This window comes from Colwellia sp. M166 (assembly GCF_024585285.1).
Lineage (GTDB): Bacteria > Pseudomonadota > Gammaproteobacteria > Enterobacterales > Alteromonadaceae > Cognaticolwellia.
Map to the genome: position 1 here is coordinate 4,602,996 of NZ_CP040755.1, position 20,304 is coordinate 4,623,299.

The following is a 20,304-nucleotide window of genomic DNA, read 5'->3' on the forward strand; positions in this document are numbered from 1 at the left end:
AGCTTAGCCATGACGGGGGCTAAGTACTAGCTAAGATGATTTTCTTACCCGTAAATACCATTCAGAAAGCAATCTGACTTGTTTTTTTGTGTAGCCTTTGGTCATCATACGTTCAACAAAGTCATCATGTTTTTGTTGATCGTCGTTGGATGTTTTAGTGTTAAAGGAAATAACCGGTAATAAGTCTTCAGTATTTGAGAACATTTTTTTCTCGATAACCGTACGCAGTTTTTCGTAGCTGGTCCATAAGGGATTTTTACCGTTATTATTGGCTTTAGCACGCAAGACGAAATTGACAATTTCATTTCTGAAATCTTTTGGATTACTAATCCCAGCAGGTTTCTCTATTTTCTCTAATTCATTGTTAAGTGCTTCGCGGTCAAACAATTGTCCGGTTTCAGCATCACGGTATTCTTGGTCTTGGATCCAAAAATCAGCATAAATCACATAGCGATCAAAAATATTTTGGCCATATTCAGAATAAGACTCTAAATAGGCGGTCTGAATTTCTTTACCGATAAACTCAATATATTGCGGAGATAAGTAACCTTTAATAAATTCTAAATAACGAGCACTGACTTCGTTAGGCAATTGTTCTCGCTCTATCTGTTGTTCAAGGACATAAAATAAATGTACCGGATTTGCCGCAACTTCTAAATGATCGAAATTGAACACACGGGATAAAATTTTAAAGGCAAAGCGTGTCGAAAGTCCTGACATACCTTCGTCGATACCGGCATAGTCTCTATACTCTTGATAGGACTTTGCTTTCGGATCGGTATCTTTTAAACTCTCACCGTCGTAGACACGCATTTTAGAATAGATACTAGAGTTTTCGGGATCTTTTAAGCGTGACAGCACCGAGAATTGCGCTAAGGTTTCTAAGGTGTCTGGTGCGCATTGAGCATTATTCAACTCACTATTGGTGAGTAGTTTTTGATAAATTTTAACTTCTTCTGACACTCGCATACAGTAGGGGACTTTAACAATATAAACCCGATCTAAAAATGCTTCATTATTTTTATTATTTCTAAAGGCTTGCCATTCAGACTCATTGGAATGCGCCAATAATATGCCATTAAATGGCAGAGCAGAAAGCCCTTCGGTAGGATTGTAGTTACCTTCTTGTGTTGCCGTTAGCAGAGGGTGTAGCACCTTGATCGGTGCTTTGAACATTTCAACAAACTCCATTAATCCTTGGTTGGCTCGACATAACGCACCTGAATAGCTGTAGGCGTCAGGATCGTTTTGGGCAAAATGCTCTAATTGACGAATGTCTACTTTACCTACTAAGGCTGAAATATCTTGGTTGTTATCATCGCCAGGCTCGGTTTTAGCGACCGCAATTTGGTCAAGAATAGAAGGGTAAATTTTTATCACTTCAAATTTGCTGATATCGCCTTTGAATTCATGCAAACGCTTTGCGATCCAAGGTGACATGATAGTACTGAGGTATCGGCCTGGAATATTGTATTCTTGTTGCAAAATTTTACCGTCAGTATGAGCATCAAATAAGCAAAAGGGATGATCGTTGACCGGACTGCGCTCGCCGTTCGCACTCAGCACATAAATGGGCTCTTGCTGGATTAAGGCTTTTAATTTTTCAGCCAATGACGATTTCCCACCGCCAACAGGGCCGAGTAAATAAAGAATTTGTTTCTGTTCTTCTAAGCCCTGTGAGGCGTGAGTTAAATAAGCAACAATTTGCTCTATTGCTTCCTCCATGCCATAGAATTCTTTAAATGCTGGGTAGCGGGCAATGACGCGATTGGAGAAAATTCGGCTTAAACACGGTTCATTCGAGGTATCTATCATTTCTGGCTGACCAATGGCCTTTAATAAACGTTGCGCGGCACTTGCGTAAGTCATGGGGTCATTGCGACATAAACTAAGGAAGTCTTGTATTGAATAGCACTCTTCTTGTGCCTCATCGTAGCGTGATTGGAAATGTTGGAATATGCTCATAACCGCCTCCAGAAAATAATTCGTTCTGACTGAGCTGATAATTAGATCATACGAGAAATGTGACTTATCAAGCTCGATATAATAATTAGACCGCCTTTTACCTATTATCACTTTAAGTTTAGATGTAAATTTTAGAATTGGTTAAATAATAGTAAAGAAATTGTCAAAAAATATTGTTCAAGATGAAGTTATGTTATTGAATTTACATTTTAATTAAATGTCCAACGGTTGAAATTTAGGACAAAAAAAAGCCAGAAAAAAATTCTGGCTTTTAAAAGTAGAATTACACTACATAAGCAATATTAAGCGAAGTTTGCCGCCGCAAAATCCCAGTTAGCTAGTGCCCAAAAACCTTCCATGTAGCTTGGGCGAAGGTTACGGTAATCAATGTAGTAAGCATGTTCCCATAAATCTACTGTGATCAGTGGTGTAACACCTTCATCAGTTAATGGTGTAGCTGCATTTGAAGTATTAACGATAGCAAGGCTGCCGTCAGCGTTTTTCACTAACCAAGTCCAGCTAGAACCAAAGTTATTGATAGCGCTATCAGTGAATTTTGCTTTAAATTCTGCAAATGAACCAAAGTTTGCATTAATAGCGTCTGCTAATGCACCTGTTGGCTCGCCGCCGCCGTTAGGGCTTAAGCTATTCCAGTAAAAAGTATGGTTCCAAATCTGTGCAGCATTATTGAAAACACCTGCAGAAGATGATTTAACGATATCTTCTAAAGACTTTCCTTCGAAATCAGTACCTTCGATAAGACCGTTTAATTTTACAACATACGTGTTGTGGTGCTTACCATAGTGAAACTCTAAAGTTTCTTGTGAAATATGTGGTGCAAGTGCATCCATTGCATATGGTAGTGCGGGTAATTCGATAGCCATTATATTCTCCAGAGAGTGATTATAAAAAATTATTCTAATGCAAATTTAAAGAAGTAGTTTGTTTTTTTCTAAAACCTAGTAAACTACTCGGGTATTAAAGCTTACATAGTTTACTCAAGTATATAGGTATTACCATAGGTTTTATCAAGGCTATTATGTTTTAATATATAAATTTTTTGCTTTAGTATTTATTGTTCTGTTTATTTTGTCAGTTTTACTTTAAGTATTGAGCACCATAAGTATTAATTTTTGAGGTTATTATGGACACTATCGAACGTATTAAAGAACAAATCAGTGACAACACTATTCTCCTTTACATGAAGGGTTCACCAAAGTTACCTAGCTGTGGTTTTTCTTCACAGGCTTCTCAAGCGCTAATGTCGTGTGGTGAAAAGTTCGCTTATGTTGATATCTTACAAAATCCTGATATCCGTGCTGAATTACCAAAATATGCTGACTGGCCAACATTCCCACAACTATGGGTTGATGGCGAGCTTGTTGGCGGTTGTGACATTATTATGGAAATGTATCAGCAAGGTGAATTACAAACCTTGATCACTGAATCTGCCGCTAAGCATGGCTCAGAAGAAAGTTCTGAATAGCTATTGAATTATCACTTAACGCCACCATACTAGGTGTTGTTAACGTTAAATAACCCAGGTTGTTTTGAACTATCAATATCTGACTTGTGTTAGATTTGAACGTTCGATAAACCTAAACAATTATTTTAAAAATTGGAGAATATAATGAGTGTATTAGTAGGTCGTTCAGCACCAGACTTTACCGCAGCAGCAGTTTTAGGTTCAGGTGAAATTGTTGAAAGCTTTAACCTAGCACAAGCTATTAAAGGTAAAAAAGCCGTAGTATTTTTCTACCCACTTGATTTTACTTTTGTATGTCCTTCAGAGTTGTTAGCATTCGACCATCGCATGGAAGAATTCAAAAGCCGTGGTGTTGAAGTTATTGGTGTTTCAATCGATTCACAGTTCTCTCATAACGCATGGCGTAACACAGCGGTAAACGATGGTGGTATTGGTCCAGTTCAATACACTTTAGTTGCTGATGTTAAACATGAAATTTGTAAAGCGTATGACGTTGAGCATCCAGAAGCTGGCGTTGCTTTTCGTGCTTCATTCTTAATTGATGAAGAAGGTAATGTACGTCATCAAGTGGTTAATGACTTACCACTAGGTCGTAACGTTGATGAAATGATCCGTATGGTTGATGCTTTACAATTCCATGAAGATCACGGTGAAGTTTGTCCTGCAGGCTGGAACAAAGGTGATAAAGGTATGACAGCAACTACTGAGGGTGTTGCAGCTTACCTTACGGATAACGCAGATAAGCTTTAATATTTCAGCAAAACTGTTTGTTTTAAAAAGCCGCTTCTTGCGGCTTTTTTGTCTTTGCAATTTATTGGAAGCTCTATGAATTCATTGAAAAGTTGGATTTTATGACTATGCTAAAATAAAGCGCATGGTTATTTATACCAAGTCTATTAAGTTTGTTCCCACTCAGCGCTTATCAGCGTTTTGAGAACAATGATCATTTTGTGAATATAGTTATTCTATAGGTAAGAAATTATCGACGGTTATCGAACCGCTGGTAAGCTCCCGAAGGGTGATTTTAACAGGCTTACCGGCCGCGTTATTGATTTCGATAAGGTTCTCACAGGGATGTGAGTCATTAGAACAACGCAGGAGCAGTTGTCGAGAATAACCCTTACCTTCAATCAATGCCTTGCCTCTAAACCTTTTGAATTTCACTGAATGGGAAGAAACTTAGTAGAATTGGTCTTAGTCTATCTATCACTTAATGTCGTTTACGAGAGTGAGCTTAATTTGTTTAGTTTTGCTATCAGACAGACGATATGCAAGCGAATTAATACCATAAGGAATTAAGGTGTTTTATCCTAAAATTATTTATGAAAACTTACCTTACTTATGCTGTTTAATCAGTGCTTATCTGCTAGCGTTTTATGATACTTGGATGGTGTATACATCGGCGGGGATATTTTATTCAGTTGGCTGTCTCATGTTAGTTCAACGCTCAAATTATCGTCGAGTCGATCGCTATAAAGATAACCCAAATTGTCAGCAAACTCTTCCTGTGCTTGTTTATGAATATTTACCTTATTTGTACGTTGCCACCGCTATGATGTTATTGCTAAAAACTGAACTGGCGATTTTACAGTTTTTAGCCTTATGTTTGATGATTATCGCCTTAAGAAATTTACTCTTTAGGAGTAATAACCGACGAAAAGCTAAGTCGTTATTTTAAGTGCCTAGCTTCGTTGTTTTAATTTTTAGTGGTTATTGTTCAGTGCTTAACCTTGCGATTTAAGTTGTCAATGTTGGGGTTTCGCTATCGTCAGCAATATCAGCTAAAGGCCAGCCGCCTAATTGTTGCCACTTATTGATAATATAACAAAATAATTCGGCAGTTTTTTCTGTGTCGTATAACGCTGAATGGGCTTCATTATTATTAAAATCTATTTGTGCAGTAGCACAAGCTTTTGCTAAAACTGTTTGACCTAATGCCAAGCCTGATAACGTTGTGGTGTCAAAACTGACAAATGGATGAAAAGGTGAACGTTTAATTAAGCAACGCTCGATAGCTGCATTAACAAAACCTAAATCAAAAGAAGCGTTGTGTGCCACCATAATCGCGCGTTGGCATCCTGCCGCTTTCATTTTTTTACGAATAAGCTTAAATGTTTCGGTAAGCGCTTTTTTTTCATCAACAGCACCGCGCAATGGGTTTGTTGGGTCGATGCCGGTAAATTCTAAAGCTGCTGGCTCTAGGTTAGCGCCTTCAAATGGCTCAACATTGAAGTGTATGGTTTCATCTAAACTAAACTGCCCAGTATCTTCATCTAGCGTTAAAGTTGTTGCTGCTATTTCTAGCAGCGCATCGGTTTGGGCATTAAAACCGGCAGTCTCAACATCAATAACGACAGGGAAGTAACCTCGAAAGCGTTGAGAGAGTAAATTTTTTTCAGCTTTGATATGAGTAGTTTTGGAATTATCAGACATAAAGGCGATGAGTATGAGTTGGCAAAAATAATGTTTGGGATTATCGCAGAAATCAAGCTATAAGACATCACTGAAATTAAGTGTCGTGAAATTAATTTTCGGTTAATTTTATTTAACTGTTAAAGTTATTAGAGATTTTGTCGATAGTAAAAGATGTCGCTATTAAACTTAGATTAATTGACATGAAAATTATTCTTATGAAAAAAATTATTACACTAGTTATTTTATCATTATTTACTTTGCATTCACATGCTGGAATTAGGCAGTATCGTGCTGATATTGAAAATTCAACTTGGCAATTGACCGATGATTCTCGACTGCAATGTACCTTGTCACATCAAATTCCACGTTACGGCGAAGCAAAATTTTATAGCTCGGCAAATCGTAAGATGAATATGGAATTTGAATTAGAGATGATGCGACTGCCAGACAGCTACTCTTTAGCTGAAGTTCGTTCAGAGGCGCCTAATTGGCGACCTGGCGTTGCTGGCCGAGTACTTGCTGATATGAAATTACATAAACAGTTTTCTCCTAGTTTACCGAAAAAAATTGCTTGGAATATGCTGAATGAGCTTGATCAAGGCATGAGTCCAACATTTTATTATAACGACTGGTATAGCGATAATGATAAAATCACCGTCGGTTTGTCTACCGCTCGCTTTCAGAAAGCTTATCAAGCGTTTGTAAGCTGCGTTGGCAACTTACTTGATTTTAGCTTCGATGATATTTCTTATACCGTACTCAATTATCAATTTGGCTCTGATAAGCTGACGAAGTCGTCGCAAAAGCGCATGAATATGATTGTTGAGTACTTGTCACTTGATTCTGAACTTGAATTGGTATTAATCGACGGTTATTCAGATAGTTATGGTGGAAGAAATACTAACTTGAAAATGTCAGAACGTCGGGCTAATAAAGTTAGAGAGCTGATTGTCAGTCGTGGTATTGATGCCAGTAGAATTGAAGCAAATGGCTATGGTGAAAAACGCCATGTCGCCTCTAACGCCACAATTATTGGTCGCAGTAAAAATCGTCGCGTTGTTATCCGTATGGAACAGCCTTAAGGTTTTTAATTAAACGCTTTCAAGCTGATATTTGAAAGCGTTTAGCGTCATATTATAAATAGCACTTGAAGAGGCCTGTCGATTCACTGTAATCTACAGGCCTTTTTAGTTTGGGGTACAATTTATGAAAATTTTTATTCGTCTTGTCGCCATATTGTGCTGTGCTGTGCAGCTCACTTGGGTTCAATTAGCCTCCGCGCAAGTCGCTGACACATTAACTTATGCAAACTATGATCAAGTAAAAGTTAGTCATCTTTACTTAGATCTTGATGTTGATTTTGATGAAAAGTCATTAAAGGGCTTTGCAGAATTAACGCTGAATTGGCTTAACGATGATGTTGGTGATGTTTATTTAGACACACGTGATTTAGAGATCCATCGTGTGATGGCAAAAAATGCTAATAATCAATGGGTAAAACTAAACTATAAATTGGCTAAGCGTGATGATGTTATGGGGTCAAAGCTGACTATTAAAACGCCTTTTCAAACGCCAACCATTCGAGTTTATTACAACTCATTACCGCAAGCGTCAGGGCTACAATGGTTAACTCCTGAGCAAACTGCCGGTAAAGATAAGCCATTTATGTTTAGCCAAAGCCAAGCAATTCATGCCCGTTCTTGGATACCGATACAAGATACACCAAGTGTGCGTATGACATACAATGCCCGCATTACCACCACTGACGACTTGCTGGCAGTCATGAGTGCTGACAATGCACCTGATACTGCGCGTGATGGCGATTATTCTTTTTCAATGCCGCAAGCTATTCCTGCCTACTTAATTGCGATTGCTGTCGGTGATTTACAATTTAAAGCTATGAGCAAGCAAACCGGTATTTATGCTGAACAATACATTTTAGACAGAGCTGTCGCCGAGTTTGATGATACACAGTTGATGATTGATGAAACGGAAAAGCTTTTTGGTGCTTACCGTTGGGGTCGTTACGATTTACTTATTTTACCACCAAGCTTTCCTTTTGGCGGCATGGAAAATCCTCGATTGTCTTTTATTACCCCAACAGTGGTTGCTGGTGATAAAAGTTTAGTGAATTTAATTGCTCATGAGTTAGCTCATTCTTGGTCTGGTAACTTGGTGACCAATGAAAGCTGGCAAGACTTATGGTTAAACGAAGGTTTTACCAGCTATGTTGAAAACCGTATTATGGAAGCGGTATTTGGCGCCGATAGAGCGCTAATGGAGCGCGCGTTAGATGCACAAAACTTAAGTTATGAAATTGCCGAGTTACCGCCAGGTGATACACAGCTATATATCGATCTTAACGGTCGTGATCCAGATGATGCATTTTCGGGTGTACCTTACACCAAAGGACAGCTGTTTTTAGTGTATTTAGAACAGAAGTTTGGCCGTGAAAAGTTTGATACTTTTATCATGCAATATTTTGATGATCATGCTTTTGAAAGTTTAGGTACGAAAAACTTTGTTAAATATTTAAAAGCTAATTTAACCGACAAGTACCCTAATATTGTTAGTGATAAAGAACTTAACGAATGGATTTATGAGCAAGGCTTACCTAGCTATACCCCTAAACCACGTTCTGATGCCTTTGTTAAAATTGATAACATTATTTCGAAGTGGACCAGTGATCAGCTTGAGTTAGCGCAAATTCCAACTAAAAATTGGACACTACATGAATGGTTGCATTTTATTAACAACTTACCATTAAACATTGCTAACGAACGTATGAGTAACTTAGATCAAATGTATAACTTAACCAACAGCACCAATGCTGAAGTGGCGCATGCGTGGTATTTATTAGCGTTACGTTCAGGTTACGACGTTGTGTATCCGGCTATGGCAACTTATTTAGAGTCGATTGGTCGTCGCAAGTTAATTGTGCCTTTGTATAAAGAGCTTGCTACATCAGCTAAAGGTAAAGAATGGGCACAAGTGGTTTATAAAAAAGCGCGTCCTGGCTATCATCCATTAGCGCAAGGTACTGTTGACGCTATTTTGCTCAACTAGTTACTGTAAATACTTTTATTATAAGCCGAGCTATTTAATGCTCGGCTTTTTTATGTCTATAAAATGAAGTTAATTAAGTTTAGGTTCAATATTTATATTGGTATGGAATAAGTTACTCGGATCTACTTTTCCTTTGATTTTTTCTAAACGTGCTTTATTTGCCCCGTAGGGACCTATTTTTCTAATTTCATCATTTTCAGGCACAAAATTGACATAAACACTGCCTGTTGAGAATATTTCTACCTGATTAAATAATTCTCGCACCCAAGCGATAGCTTCGTCATCAAGTGCTGGTGATTGCCAACGGCCATGAATATTCATGGTGTATGCTGTTGAGCGATGCGGATACGCCATCGCGCTTGATGGCACACGGGACGCTGCCCCACCAAGTTGTGCAATGAAAATTTCACATTCATTAGACGGCAGGTTAGATGCGGCAGCGATTAAAGTATCAATGAGCTGCTCTGATATATCGGTAAAGTCACTCGACTTCCAATAATTACGAGCCCCAGCTGCTAATAAGGGATCAAATGCTGCTTGCCAGCCTTTATAAGGACAGGCACCAACAGCATCGGCGAGTGGCTGACCTAGTGCGCGCAAGGGAGCTAATGCTTTCTCGCCTTCTGCTATATCGCCAACATAGGACATTGCCAATATTAATACGGTTTGGCCATGATAACTTTGCTCAAGAAAGGGAAATGCTGGTGCTTGGCGAATAACAAACCAACATGAGGCTTGGTCGGGTAATTCACGTGCTAAATGACGATATTGCTGCAATACCAGCTTTGCTTGCGCTATTGGAAATATCACTGGACCACTGAGGATCGTAGGGCCAACCGAATGCAACTTAAAAGTAAAGTTAGTTACCACGCCAAAATTCCCACTGCCACCGCGAATAGCCCAAAATAAATCGGCATTTTCGTGTGCCGATAAGTGTAAAAAATCACCCTTTGCTGTGACGATATCAGCCGATAAAATATTATCAACGGTATGGCCAAAAGCTCTGCTCAACCAACCATAACCGCCTCCTAGGGCAAGTCCAGCTATACCCGTGGTTGAATTTATTCCGGTCGGAACCGCTAAGCCAAAATGCTGGGTTTCATGATCGATGTCGCCGAGTAATGCGCCGCTTTGTACTTGTACCGTCCGGCTTTTAACGTCAACTACCACACCGTTCATTGCACTTAAATCTAGCATTAATCCTCCATCGCAAACCGCACTGCCTGCGATATTATGTCCGCCGCCTTTTACCGATAGCAATAAGTTATGGTCACGAGCAAATGTTACTGCTGTCACCACATCTGTTGCCCCTGTACAACAAGCAATAAGCGCAGGGTATTTGTTAATCATGCCATTCCATACTTGTCTGGCTTGTGCATATTTTGGCTGTTCTGTACTTAATAGCTCGCCGCGTAAACTGGCTGAAAAACTGTCAATGATCTCGGCTGCCAAAGAGATACTTTTTCCGTCATTACTATTTATTTGAATACTCATGGTTGTTGTCCATTTTATTCCACTCTCTCTCTAAGTTAGAAGTAACCGCTGGGCTTGTCTAGTGCATGGTATGGACTACTAGGTACATAAAATTCACTGCCTAGCTTGCGCGAAATGTAATAGCCGTTAGACTTTAATGAGTGCTTAGACCAAGGAAAAAAAAATGAGCTCGACATCTTATGGACAGTATTGCCCGTTGGCGATGGCATCAGAATTTCTTTGTAATCGGTGGACATTACTGATATTTAGAGAATTGTTGTTCGGGTCAACCAACTTTAACGACATCAGTCGTGGTGTCCCGCGAATGTCGAGAACCTTATTGTCGACTCGCCTAAAAGAGTTAGCACACATCGGCTTGATCATTCGCCATGAAAAACGCTCTACGGGTCAAATAGAGTATGCTTTAACTCAAGCAGGGCAAGCGCTTGAACCGATTGTTTATAGCATGGCATGTTGGGGGCAAGAATGGTTGGAAACTGAACCATCACTTGAGAATCTTGATGCTAGTTTTCTGATGTGGGACATTCGGCGTAATATAAATATTCATCCCGTATTGCCTGATCCATTTATCGTCCATTTTTTCCTTACTGACGTTGCTGAAAATAAAAGTGAGCATTGGTTGATCTTTGAAAATAATGAAATTGATCTCTGCTATATCAACCGAGGTTTTTCAGCTGATGTCAAAATTGAGGTCTCAGCTAAAACACTTACCAAAATTTGGATGGGCTGGGAAGATTTTGACCTTGCGATAAAAGATAAATCACTAAAGCTTAGCGGTAATAAAGAGTACACCGATATCGCGGCATTGTGGTTAGGTAGCAGCAGCGTTGCACATATAAAAAAACGTGATGAACAATTACAAGTTAGAGGGCACGTTAGTTAAGTGATAATTTAGTACGATAGATATAAAGCTTTTGAAGCGTGAATAGGTAAACATTGAGGGCTTTTTAGGGGGATATGTTAATGCTGGTAAGATATTGTCTTATAACCAAGCTAGCCCATGGTTTCTCATCAGCTTGGTTCAATGCTACCAAGCTGAATTATTACTTTTGCATACTTTTTTCAACAAGCACGTCAACTTGGCGTAAGTTGTTTTGTTGAGAAATAATCACACGTATTTGCTGTTGTGTTTGTTGGTAATTTAGAGTTAAACGGCCGCGCTTACGTTCGCGTTTAACCGGTTCACCGTAATTCTTGTTATAAAAATTGATGACAGCATCTTCCGTTAATGGAGTAAAATAATTAACCACCGCCGGCATGTTTTCATCAAATTTTGCAAAGATGCGTGCATCTTTCACAATCGCAATATCAACGTTTGCCAATGCACTTTTTCCGCCATTAATTGTTTCTGCACGAGCGCTGTTTGTATTAAAGGTGAAACTGATGGTAAGCAGCAATAGCATGCTAGATGAAATTGCATTCTTAGCTATAAAACGCAGTGCTTGCATCACTGGATCCTTATTAATTGTTAATGTAATACACAGGTATTTAGTGTGCACCTTGATTTTTTTGCTGTCAAACTTTAGCTAAGATGGTTGTTTTATACACTGATGAGTATTTCATCAGGCGTGCGAACAAGCATCAAGATTTGTTTGATGCTTGTTCGATTTGTTTAAAGCTTAATAACATATTGATTGTTATTTGATTTCTATGAACGGTCAACAAATTCATCGCGATAATGATCGACCCATAGTGCTGTAGCACCACAAATAGCGACCGGCATAACCACTAAATTTACGATAGGGATCATGGAGAATATTGCCGTTGTAATACCAAAGCTATAGCTTAATCCTTGACGTTGCTTTAAAGCTTGTCGCATGTGTGTAAAACTAATTTTATGGTTATCAAATGGGTAGTCTTTATATTGTACTGCCATCATCCAGGCCAGAAACAAAAACCACAGTACTTGGCCAATAACGGGCAGTATCCAATAAAGTAAAAAGAAACCCATAGCACGAGGTAGGTAATAACCAAGCTTACTAAGCTCACGGGAAAGCGTTCGTGGAACATCCTTAACCACATCAAGAGCACCACCACTATCTAATGGTTGATTAGTTAATAAAGCTTCTATTTTTTCTGATAATAAACCATTAAAGGGAGCGGCTAACCAATTGGCAACTGAGCTGAAGATAAATGAAAAAACAATTAAAATAAACAGCACTGCCAATGGCCAAATAAAACTACTTAGCCAAGCAAAAGACTCACCAAGCCAAGTTTCCAGCGTCAGCATGTAGCTTTCTAGTTGTAGAAACATATAATAAAAAGCATAACTAAAAAGCAGTAAATTTACCGTTAATGGGATAAAAACAAAGCGGCGAATTCCTGGGGTGCGAATTAACTCAAAACCTTTGATAAAATATCCGGCACCGCCGTTTGCTAAAGGCTGGGGTCTGTTATTGTTCATTGCTGATTTATTAACCTAACTGATTGATATTCATAGCTCGATTATAGGATCCTTCGCATGATATGAACAGTATTGTGATGTTACAAAATACATCAATCTCTGGTACAGTGGCGGCAATTACACGGGTTTTAATTTATTTTTTTCAATTGTGCAAAATTTGTAAGTCATTTACTTAGGTTTTGGCAATCGATAGCAACAATTAGGTTATTCGATTTAATGCGACTCAAGCATATAAAATTGGCAGGTTTTAAATCATTTGTTGATCCAACAACTGTGCCATTTGAACAACAGATGACCGCTATTGTTGGTCCCAATGGCTGTGGGAAATCAAATATAATTGACGCTGTTCGTTGGGTGCTAGGTGAAAGTTCAGCGAAGAACCTACGTGGCGATGCCATGACTGACGTTATATTTAATGGTGCCGCAACACGAAAGCCTATTGGTCAAGCCAGTGTTGAACTAGTCTTTGATAATACTCAAGGGCGTATTCAAGGTAATATGGCCGACAGAAGTCAAGTTTCGGTACGTCGAGTGGTTAACCGTGAAGGGATAAATAACTACTTTTTAAATGGCACAAAATGCCGACGTAGAGATATTACCGACATTTTTCTTGGCACCGGCTTAGGTCCTCGCAGTTATGCGATCATTGAGCAAGGTACTATTTCTCGATTAATTGAATCAAAGCCGCAAGAGCTACGGGTGTTTATTGAAGAAGCTGCCGGCATCTCAAAATATAAAGAACGCCGTAAAGAAACCGAAAACAGAATACGCCACACCAGAGAAAACTTAGCCAGATTAAGTGATATTCGCCTCGAACTTGATGTCCAGATTGACAAACTTCATCAACAGGCCGAAGCTGCTAAGCGTTTTCGTGCTTTAAAACAACAAGAGCGCAAATATAAAGCTGAATTAGCCGTGTTACGTTGGCAAAAATTTGATCAGCAACGTCAGCAACATCAAACTCGTATCTTAGCACTAGAAAATAAAATTGAGAGCCAGAACACCCAGCTCAGTCAAAGTGATTTAGTGATTATCGAGTTGAAAAATACGCTATTGCGCTGCAATGATACTAGCCAAATATTGCAGCAAGAAAAGCTCAATCTAACGCAAGATATTGCCCGAGCGGAGCAACAAGTAAAGCACTTAAAAGAACAAACAGAAAAAACACAGAGTGATAATAAGTTGACTCAGCAGCAGTTGCTCAATGCACAACAGTTGATTTTAGCCGAGCAAGAACAATTGCAATTAGGTGACCAAAAATTAAATGAGCAACAGCCACAACTACAAAAAATAGAAATTGAATTAGCGTTTTGTCAAACAGAATTGAAACAGCAACAAGTTGCGCAAAAGCAATTACAAAGCCAGTGGCAACAACAGCATCAGCGACGTACTGAGCTGCAACAAAAGAAACAGACGGTGCATGATAATATCACGCAGCAGCAGACCATTCTTGAACAGGTTAAGCAGCAAATGATAAAGCTACGTGAACAAGTTAGCTTGTTACCTTTAGCTGATTCGCTCGTTGAACAACAACTTCAACAACAAAAAAATACAGAATTAAATGCATTACAGCAAATGCAAGAGCAGCTGACTTTACTCGATAATCAAGCCGGCGGTTTGCAAATTCATGCTCAACAACTTCATCAACAATTGGCCGTAGTTTCGGGTCAGTCGACCGTGAAAAAACAAGTGATTGATGAGCTACAAATAAAACTCGCTGATAAATCGCCCTGGAGTGAAAAACAAGCCAAATGGTTTAGTGCCCAAGGCATAACTGATGTTGTTTCGTTGCAAAGTCAGCTAACTGTTGCGCATGGCTGGGAGTTGGCCGTTGAGGCTGTGTTATCGCATTGGCTAGCAGGTCATGTTATTGCCACCTTACCTGAGGCCGATATTGACGGTAATTTACCTGCTGATAATTTATGTTTTGTCTATCAAGCAGTAGAGCAGGCTAGTGCTAAGGGTAATATAGCCACAGTTAAAGTAAACACTTTAGCCAGTAAAGTTTCGGGTCTAACGACGTTAAATAGCTATTTTAATAGTATATTGATTACTGAAAGTTATCAGCAAGCTAAACATCAGTTAACCACGTTAGGTGCCGATGAAAGCATTATTTGTCCGGATGGTACTTGGTTAAATCATCATAGGCTCAGTAAAGGCAAACTTGAGCAAGGTTATGATTATATAAGTTTACAGCGAGAGCTTGAAAATGAACAAACTGCACTACAGCAGTTACAACTGCAGCAGCAAAAGCTCGAGCAGAAGCAGGATAATTATAATCAACAACTTAAGTCTATCGCCATAGAAAAAAAGGCTCAAAGTGAATATTTAGCATTACAGCAAGATAAACTGAATACACTAGAAAAAACGATTTCATCGGGTGAGCAAGACAAGCTTTATCAACAAGCTCAGCACAAAAAGTTAACCGCAGAAATTGCTGAGTTGCTACAAAGTGAGCAGCTTGCCAAACAAAAGTTAACTGATTTTCAAACACAATTGCTGCCATTGCTTGACGATAGTGAACATGATCTTGATGGCTTTGCTCAACAGCAAACGCTATTGCAGCAGTCAATTGAAGAAATTCAAAGTCGTAGTCAAGACTTACATCAACAGCGACATCAGCTGAGTTTAGTCGTTGAACAACTTAAAAGTCAACGCCTACAGCGCGAGCAAGGTATTCGAGCTAATCAAGAAAACATTAATTTATTGACTCAACGATTGAGCAATAACAGCCAAGTGTTCAGTGATAGCAGTAAACCATTGCAAGAGTTTGAGCAGCAGCTTCCACAATGGCTAGACAAGTTAGCCGAAATTAATGAAAAACTGCAATTTAATCAAAAAAACCTGAATGACAGCCAAACTCGCTTAGCAGAAGTGGAATTAGGTCAAAAAACCAGTCAAAATAAAATATCAGTGCTTAATGAGCAGCTTGCCCGCTTACAATTAGACAGTGAAGGTTTTAAATTAAGAGCTGAAAGCGCATTAGAAGTGCTAGCAGAGTTGCAGCAGAATATTGATGATGTTATTGCTGCTATGCCAGAAAATGCTAAAGAAACATTCTGGCAAGCACATTTAATTAAGCTGGCTAAAGACATACAACTGCTAGGGGCGATAAATTTAGCAGCCATTGAAGAATATGAAACACAGTTTGAGCGTAAAAGTTATCTTGACCAACAAGATCAAGACCTTAATAATGCCATAACGACATTGGAAGCAGCAATAGCAAAAATTGATAAAGAAAGCCGCCATAAATTTAAGTTAACTTTTGATCAAGTTAATAATGATTTACAGTTACTGTTTCCTAAGGTGTTTGGTGGCGGTCAAGCGTACTTGTCATTAACAGGTGAAGACCTATTAGAAACCGGGGTTACTATCATGGCTAGACCCCCAGGTAAAAAAAATAGCACAATTCATCTATTATCTGGTGGAGAAAAAGCGCTGACCGCATTATCATTAGTGTTCGCGATTTTTCGATTGAACCCTGCGCCGTTTTGTTTACTTGATGAAGTGGATGCACCTTTGGATGATGCAAATGTCAGTCGTTTTTGTAATCTAGTGCGAGAAATGTCGCAAACAGTGCAATTTATATATATAAGTCATAATAAAATCGCTATGGAGATGGCGTCACATTTAACCGGTGTTACTATGTTTGAACCAGGTGTTTCACGTATGGTAGCGGTTGATATTGACGAAGCAATCGCTATGGCAGAAGTATAAGAATAGGCTAGGTAATGGAAGATAATTTCAGAAATACATTAATTATTATTAGTGCTCTCGTAATAGCAGCTATTTTCATTCATGGTTACTGGACCATCAGGAAACAAAAAAACCCGTATAAATTAAAAACCAAAGAAGAACCCGTGGCTCCGAAATATCGTGGTTTCGATGGTTCAGGTTTTGATCAAGATGGAGTCAGTAAACCTAAAGTTGTGGGCGCAAATCCGGTTCGAGATGATGTTGCAGTTAAATCACATACACTTGAAGATGATGATGAGTTTCATAGTGATGTCCCTATGCCCAATCATATTCCGCCTGCTGACTTTGAGGAAAACCCCTTAGATCAAAGCCTAAACTTTGGTGCTTTGCTCAATGATACTGAAGAAGTTCCTGCGCATTTAAAACAACAAGCTTTATCAGATGTTGACAGTTACGCTGATGAACAGAACTATCAAGAAAACGCCTATACTGAAACAGCTGTTGCTGAGCCGGTTGAGGATGAAATGAGTACGAAGGAAACAGTTCGATATGAACCGGTTTATCAACAACCTGTAACCCAAGCAAAACCAGAAGTTTTGCGTAATAAGCCGTTAGCACGTAAAAAAAATGTCCGTCAGCCTAAAGTTAAACGTAACCAAATGGAGATTAACTTTGGTGATGAAGCGGTTAAGGATATGCCAAGCCTGTCGGCGACAGAGTCAAGTAAAAAAACCATAGCTAATGAAATTGAACCACAAGTTATTGTGCTTTCTGTGGTGATGCCTGAAGGGCAGGCTATCTCAGGTGCTGCGTTATTGCCGATATTACTTACCTTAGGCATGAAATACGGTGAAATGAACATATTTCATCGTCATCAAGATAATGCCGGCAACGGCAAGGTAACGTTCAGCTTAGCTAATATGCTTAATCCTGGAACATTTAATTTAGATGATATCGAAAATTTTACCACACAAGGTATTACGCTATTTATGACCTTACCTAATGCTGGCGATGCCTTTGAAGTATTTGAACAAATGCTCAATGCCGCTAAACAGCTTGCTGTGGAATTTAAAGGACAATTATTAGATGACAAGCGCAGTGTTATGACTAAGCAAACCGAACAACATTATATGGGTATTATTCGTGAGTTTGAACGTAAGAGCCGTATCGGCTCGCTTTAACCTCTCACCTGCAACAATCATAATGCTTCGTTAATAAAGTGCAGTAGTATTTTTTAGAGCTGTAATAAGTGCAGTAACGACCACGCTAATCAGTATTAGCCGTACTTTATTGACGATAGCACACTCACTTTCAAAGTAATCAAAACCTATGTCTGAAGAAAATATTATTAATCGTATCGCTGAGATATGTCAGTTAATTAGCCACTACAATCATCAATATTATGTGCTTGATGAACCGACTGTGCCTGATGCTGAATACGACCGATTAATGCGTGAATTAACTACGTTAGAGACTGAACACCCGCAATTCAAAACCCTTGATTCACCTAGCCAAAAGGTTGGTGGCGTGGCGCTTAAATCATTCAGCCAAGTTGTTCATCAGCTTCCTATGTTGTCGTTAGATAACGTTTTTTCAGCACAAGAATGGCAAGCTTTTGTTAAGCGATTAAAAGACCGTTTAAAATCATCGTTAGACTTTGCTATTTGTGCCGAGCCCAAGCTCGATGGCTTAGCGGTAAGTTTACGTTATGAAAATGGTGTTTTTGTTCAAGCAGCTACGCGTGGTGATGGCACTGTTGGTGAGAATATTACCGAGAATGTCCGTACAATAAAGTCGATCCCTTTACGCTTGCAAGGCACCAATTTTCCTGATGTTTTAGAAGTTCGTGGTGAAGTGTTTATGCCAAAAGCGAGCTTTGATGCCTTAAATCAGCAAGCAATAAAAAAAGCGGAGAAAGGCTTTGCCAATCCACGCAATGCCGCGGCGGGTAGCTTAAGGCAATTAGACTCTAAAATTACCGCCAAACGAAATCTCGCTTTTTATGCCTATGGCATCGGTTTTGTTGGCGCAAACGAAGGCGGTAATGGTATTGATGAACACTGGCTGGCAGATTCACATTATCAGCGCCTTTGCCAAATAAAAAACCTGGGCTTACCTATGTGTCCGGAAGTTAAGTTACTGGAAAATGCCACTCAGGTTGAAGATTTCTATCAAGATATTTTGCAGCAGCGAGAAAAATTAAGTTACGAAATTGATGGCACGGTATTTAAAGTTGATGATATTGCTTTACAGCAAAAACTTGGCTTTGTCGCCCGAGCACCACGCTGGGCCACCGCCTATAAATTCCCTGCACAAGAAGAATTAACGGTATTGGAAGCCGTTGACTTTCAAGTCGGGCGAACAGGGGCAATAACACCCGTGGCTCGCCTTAAACCGATATTTGTTGGTGGTGTCACGGTTAGTAATGCCACCTTACATAATCAAGATGAGATTGACCGCCTAGGTATAAAAATAAACGATACCGTAATTATTCGACGTGCAGGGGATGTGATCCCGCAGATCGTCAGTGTTGTCGTTGAGCGCCGACCCGCAAATGCTGAAGTTATCACCTTTCCAACCGTATGTCCGGTGTGTGGATCTGCGGCAATGAAAGCTGAGGGGGAAGCTGTGCTGCGTTGTACCGGCGGTTTATATTGTCAGGCGCAACGTAAAGAAGCGATTAAACATTTTGCCTCGCGTAAAGCACTTGACGTTGATGGCTTAGGCGACAAATTAGTTGAACAACTCGTTGATGAGGGTTTAATAAAAACCCCTGCCGATTTATTCAAACTAACCACACTTGATGTCAGTACGATGGCAAGAATGGGACAAAAATCAGCTGACAATCTGATCAAGGGCCTTGAGGCTGCTAAAAATACCACCTTGACGAAGTTTATTTATGCTCTAGGTATCCGAGAGGTTGGTGAAACTACGGCGTCGAATTTAGCGCAGTATTTTCTTACTTTTTCAGCAATTAAGTCAGCCAATGAAGAGCAATTACAGCAAGTGCCTGATGTAGGTGTGATTGTAGCAAAAAATATTGTTAATTTTTTCGCGCAAGATCATAACGTGGAAGTGGTGGAAGAGTTAGAAGCGATAATGTCTTGGCCTGATATCGAAGTGAAAAGTGACGACGAATTACCGCTTAAAGATCAAACCTTTGTATTAACGGGTACCTTGAGTAAAATGGACCGAAATGAAGCCAAGGCGGCATTGCAAGCTTTAGGTGCAAAGGTGTCGGGTAGTGTTTCAGCAAAAACGCATTATTTAGTCGCAGGCGAAAAAGCCGGGTCTAAATTAGTTAAAGCGCAAGACTTAGGCGTCAGCGTATTAACTGAAGATGAAATGATTGCACTGTTAAATAGTTAAATAGCCGCCGCACTTTACTCGGTAATGTTGGTCAAGTGATGGTTTGGATTTGAAAAATATTGTTGAGGTAGTATGACGGAATTAGTTATTAATGTTGGTCAGTGGTTTCGTGGTTATCAATATCAAACAGCTATGGCGATTGTCGCCACAGTACTGGTTATTTTTGGTAATGACATTAATAGCGCTGTACGTAAGCTTGTTGCTAAACAACATTTTATTATTCGCTGTATCACTTTTATTGTGGTTTGTGCGTTTGGTTATGGCTTGTTAACGGTTTGGTTGACTCGGTTGCTATCTCAACAATTATCACAAGTACCTAACAGTTATGTTTTACCTTTGATTGTGGCTATTTTTAGCGTTTTAGGTGTTTATGCACAAAAACGTCGGCATATTTAAGCTGATGAGGTAG

At 39.3% G+C, this 20,304-nt stretch carries 16 protein-coding genes; 10 read left to right on the plus strand and 6 right to left on the minus strand.

Annotated elements, in window-relative coordinates; translation table 11 throughout:
* Nucleotides 1–30: 30 nt before the first annotated feature.
* Complete coding sequence (locus FGD67_RS20685) at nt 31–1,965, minus strand: PrkA family serine protein kinase (RefSeq protein ID WP_257172902.1); 1,935 nt, start codon at nt 1,963–1,965, stop codon at nt 31–33.
* A 302-nt stretch (nt 1,966–2,267) separates the two neighbouring features.
* Nucleotides 2,268–2,849, minus strand: a complete 582-nt coding sequence (gene sodB / locus FGD67_RS20690; RefSeq protein WP_257172903.1) for a superoxide dismutase [Fe] — start codon at nt 2,847–2,849, stop codon at nt 2,268–2,270.
* Between the two features lie 260 nt (nt 2,850–3,109).
* Here sodB and FGD67_RS20695 point away from each other — a divergent pair, with 260 nt between their 5' ends.
* The 3 genes from FGD67_RS20695 to FGD67_RS20705 all read left to right on the plus strand — a co-directional run bounded on the left by FGD67_RS20695 (nt 3,110) and on the right by FGD67_RS20705 (nt 5,129).
* A complete protein-coding gene (locus tag FGD67_RS20695; protein WP_306556774.1) occupies nt 3,110–3,451 on the plus strand; it encodes a Grx4 family monothiol glutaredoxin in 342 nt (113 codons plus the stop codon).
* A gap of 144 nt (nt 3,452–3,595) precedes the next feature.
* Entirely contained in the window at nt 3,596–4,201 is a 606-nt protein-coding gene (locus tag FGD67_RS20700) for a peroxiredoxin (RefSeq protein ID WP_257172904.1), read from the plus strand.
* A 550-nt stretch (nt 4,202–4,751) separates the two neighbouring features.
* Nucleotides 4,752–5,129 carry a hypothetical protein gene (locus tag FGD67_RS20705; protein ID WP_257172905.1) on the plus strand — a complete coding sequence of 126 codons (378 nt, stop codon included), beginning with the start codon at nt 4,752–4,754 and terminating at the stop codon, nt 5,127–5,129.
* 59 nt (nt 5,130–5,188) lie between these two features.
* Here FGD67_RS20705 and rnt read toward each other — a convergent pair whose 3' ends face one another.
* Nucleotides 5,189–5,884, minus strand: a complete 696-nt coding sequence (gene rnt / locus FGD67_RS20710; RefSeq protein ID WP_257172906.1) for a ribonuclease T — start codon at nt 5,882–5,884, stop codon at nt 5,189–5,191.
* Between the two features lie 197 nt (nt 5,885–6,081).
* On the opposite strand from rnt, the gene FGD67_RS20715 reads away from it, so the two are divergent.
* Complete coding sequence (locus FGD67_RS20715; RefSeq protein ID WP_257172907.1) at nt 6,082–6,948, plus strand: OmpA family protein; 867 nt, start codon at nt 6,082–6,084, stop codon at nt 6,946–6,948.
* A 124-nt stretch (nt 6,949–7,072) separates the two neighbouring features.
* On the plus strand, nt 7,073–8,932 hold the full coding sequence (locus tag FGD67_RS20720) for a M1 family metallopeptidase (protein WP_257172908.1): 1,860 nt from the start codon (nt 7,073–7,075) through the stop codon (nt 8,930–8,932).
* Nucleotides 8,933–9,001: 69 nt separating this feature from the next.
* Here FGD67_RS20720 and FGD67_RS20725 read toward each other — a convergent pair whose 3' ends face one another.
* A complete protein-coding gene (locus FGD67_RS20725; protein ID WP_257172909.1) occupies nt 9,002–10,426 on the minus strand; it encodes an FAD-binding oxidoreductase in 1,425 nt (474 codons plus the stop codon).
* Nucleotides 10,427–10,589: 163 nt separating this feature from the next.
* Here FGD67_RS20725 and FGD67_RS20730 point away from each other — a divergent pair, with 163 nt between their 5' ends.
* Nucleotides 10,590–11,309 (plus strand): helix-turn-helix domain-containing protein, encoded by a 720-nt coding sequence (locus FGD67_RS20730; protein ID WP_257172910.1) that lies wholly within the window; start codon nt 10,590–10,592, stop codon nt 11,307–11,309.
* 160 nt (nt 11,310–11,469) lie between these two features.
* Here the strand turns inward: FGD67_RS20730 and FGD67_RS20735 are convergent, their stop codons facing one another.
* Both FGD67_RS20735 and cysZ read right to left on the minus strand, forming a co-directional pair.
* Nucleotides 11,470–11,874 carry a hypothetical protein gene (locus tag FGD67_RS20735; RefSeq protein WP_257172911.1) on the minus strand — a complete coding sequence of 135 codons (405 nt, stop codon included), beginning with the start codon at nt 11,872–11,874 and terminating at the stop codon, nt 11,470–11,472.
* A gap of 200 nt (nt 11,875–12,074) precedes the next feature.
* Complete coding sequence (gene cysZ / locus FGD67_RS20740) at nt 12,075–12,830, minus strand: sulfate transporter CysZ (RefSeq protein ID WP_257172912.1); 756 nt, start codon at nt 12,828–12,830, stop codon at nt 12,075–12,077.
* Nucleotides 12,831–13,046: 216 nt separating this feature from the next.
* On the opposite strand from cysZ, the gene smc reads away from it, so the two are divergent.
* The 4 genes from smc (at nt 13,047) to FGD67_RS20760 (ending at nt 20,291) form a co-directional block, all read left to right on the plus strand.
* On the plus strand, nt 13,047–16,547 hold the full coding sequence (smc, locus tag FGD67_RS20745) for a chromosome segregation protein SMC (protein WP_257172914.1): 3,501 nt from the start codon (nt 13,047–13,049) through the stop codon (nt 16,545–16,547).
* 14 nt (nt 16,548–16,561) lie between these two features.
* Nucleotides 16,562–17,707, plus strand: coding sequence for a cell division protein ZipA (gene zipA, locus FGD67_RS20750; RefSeq protein WP_257172915.1), 1,146 nt, complete (start codon nt 16,562–16,564; stop codon nt 17,705–17,707).
* A 148-nt stretch (nt 17,708–17,855) separates the two neighbouring features.
* Nucleotides 17,856–19,895 carry an NAD-dependent DNA ligase LigA gene (ligA, locus tag FGD67_RS20755; RefSeq protein WP_257172916.1) on the plus strand — a complete coding sequence of 680 codons (2,040 nt, stop codon included), beginning with the start codon at nt 17,856–17,858 and terminating at the stop codon, nt 19,893–19,895.
* Nucleotides 19,896–19,967: 72 nt separating this feature from the next.
* Entirely contained in the window at nt 19,968–20,291 is a 324-nt protein-coding gene (locus tag FGD67_RS20760; RefSeq protein WP_257172917.1) for a DUF3392 domain-containing protein, read from the plus strand.
* The last annotated feature ends 13 nt before the right edge of the window (nt 20,292–20,304 follow it).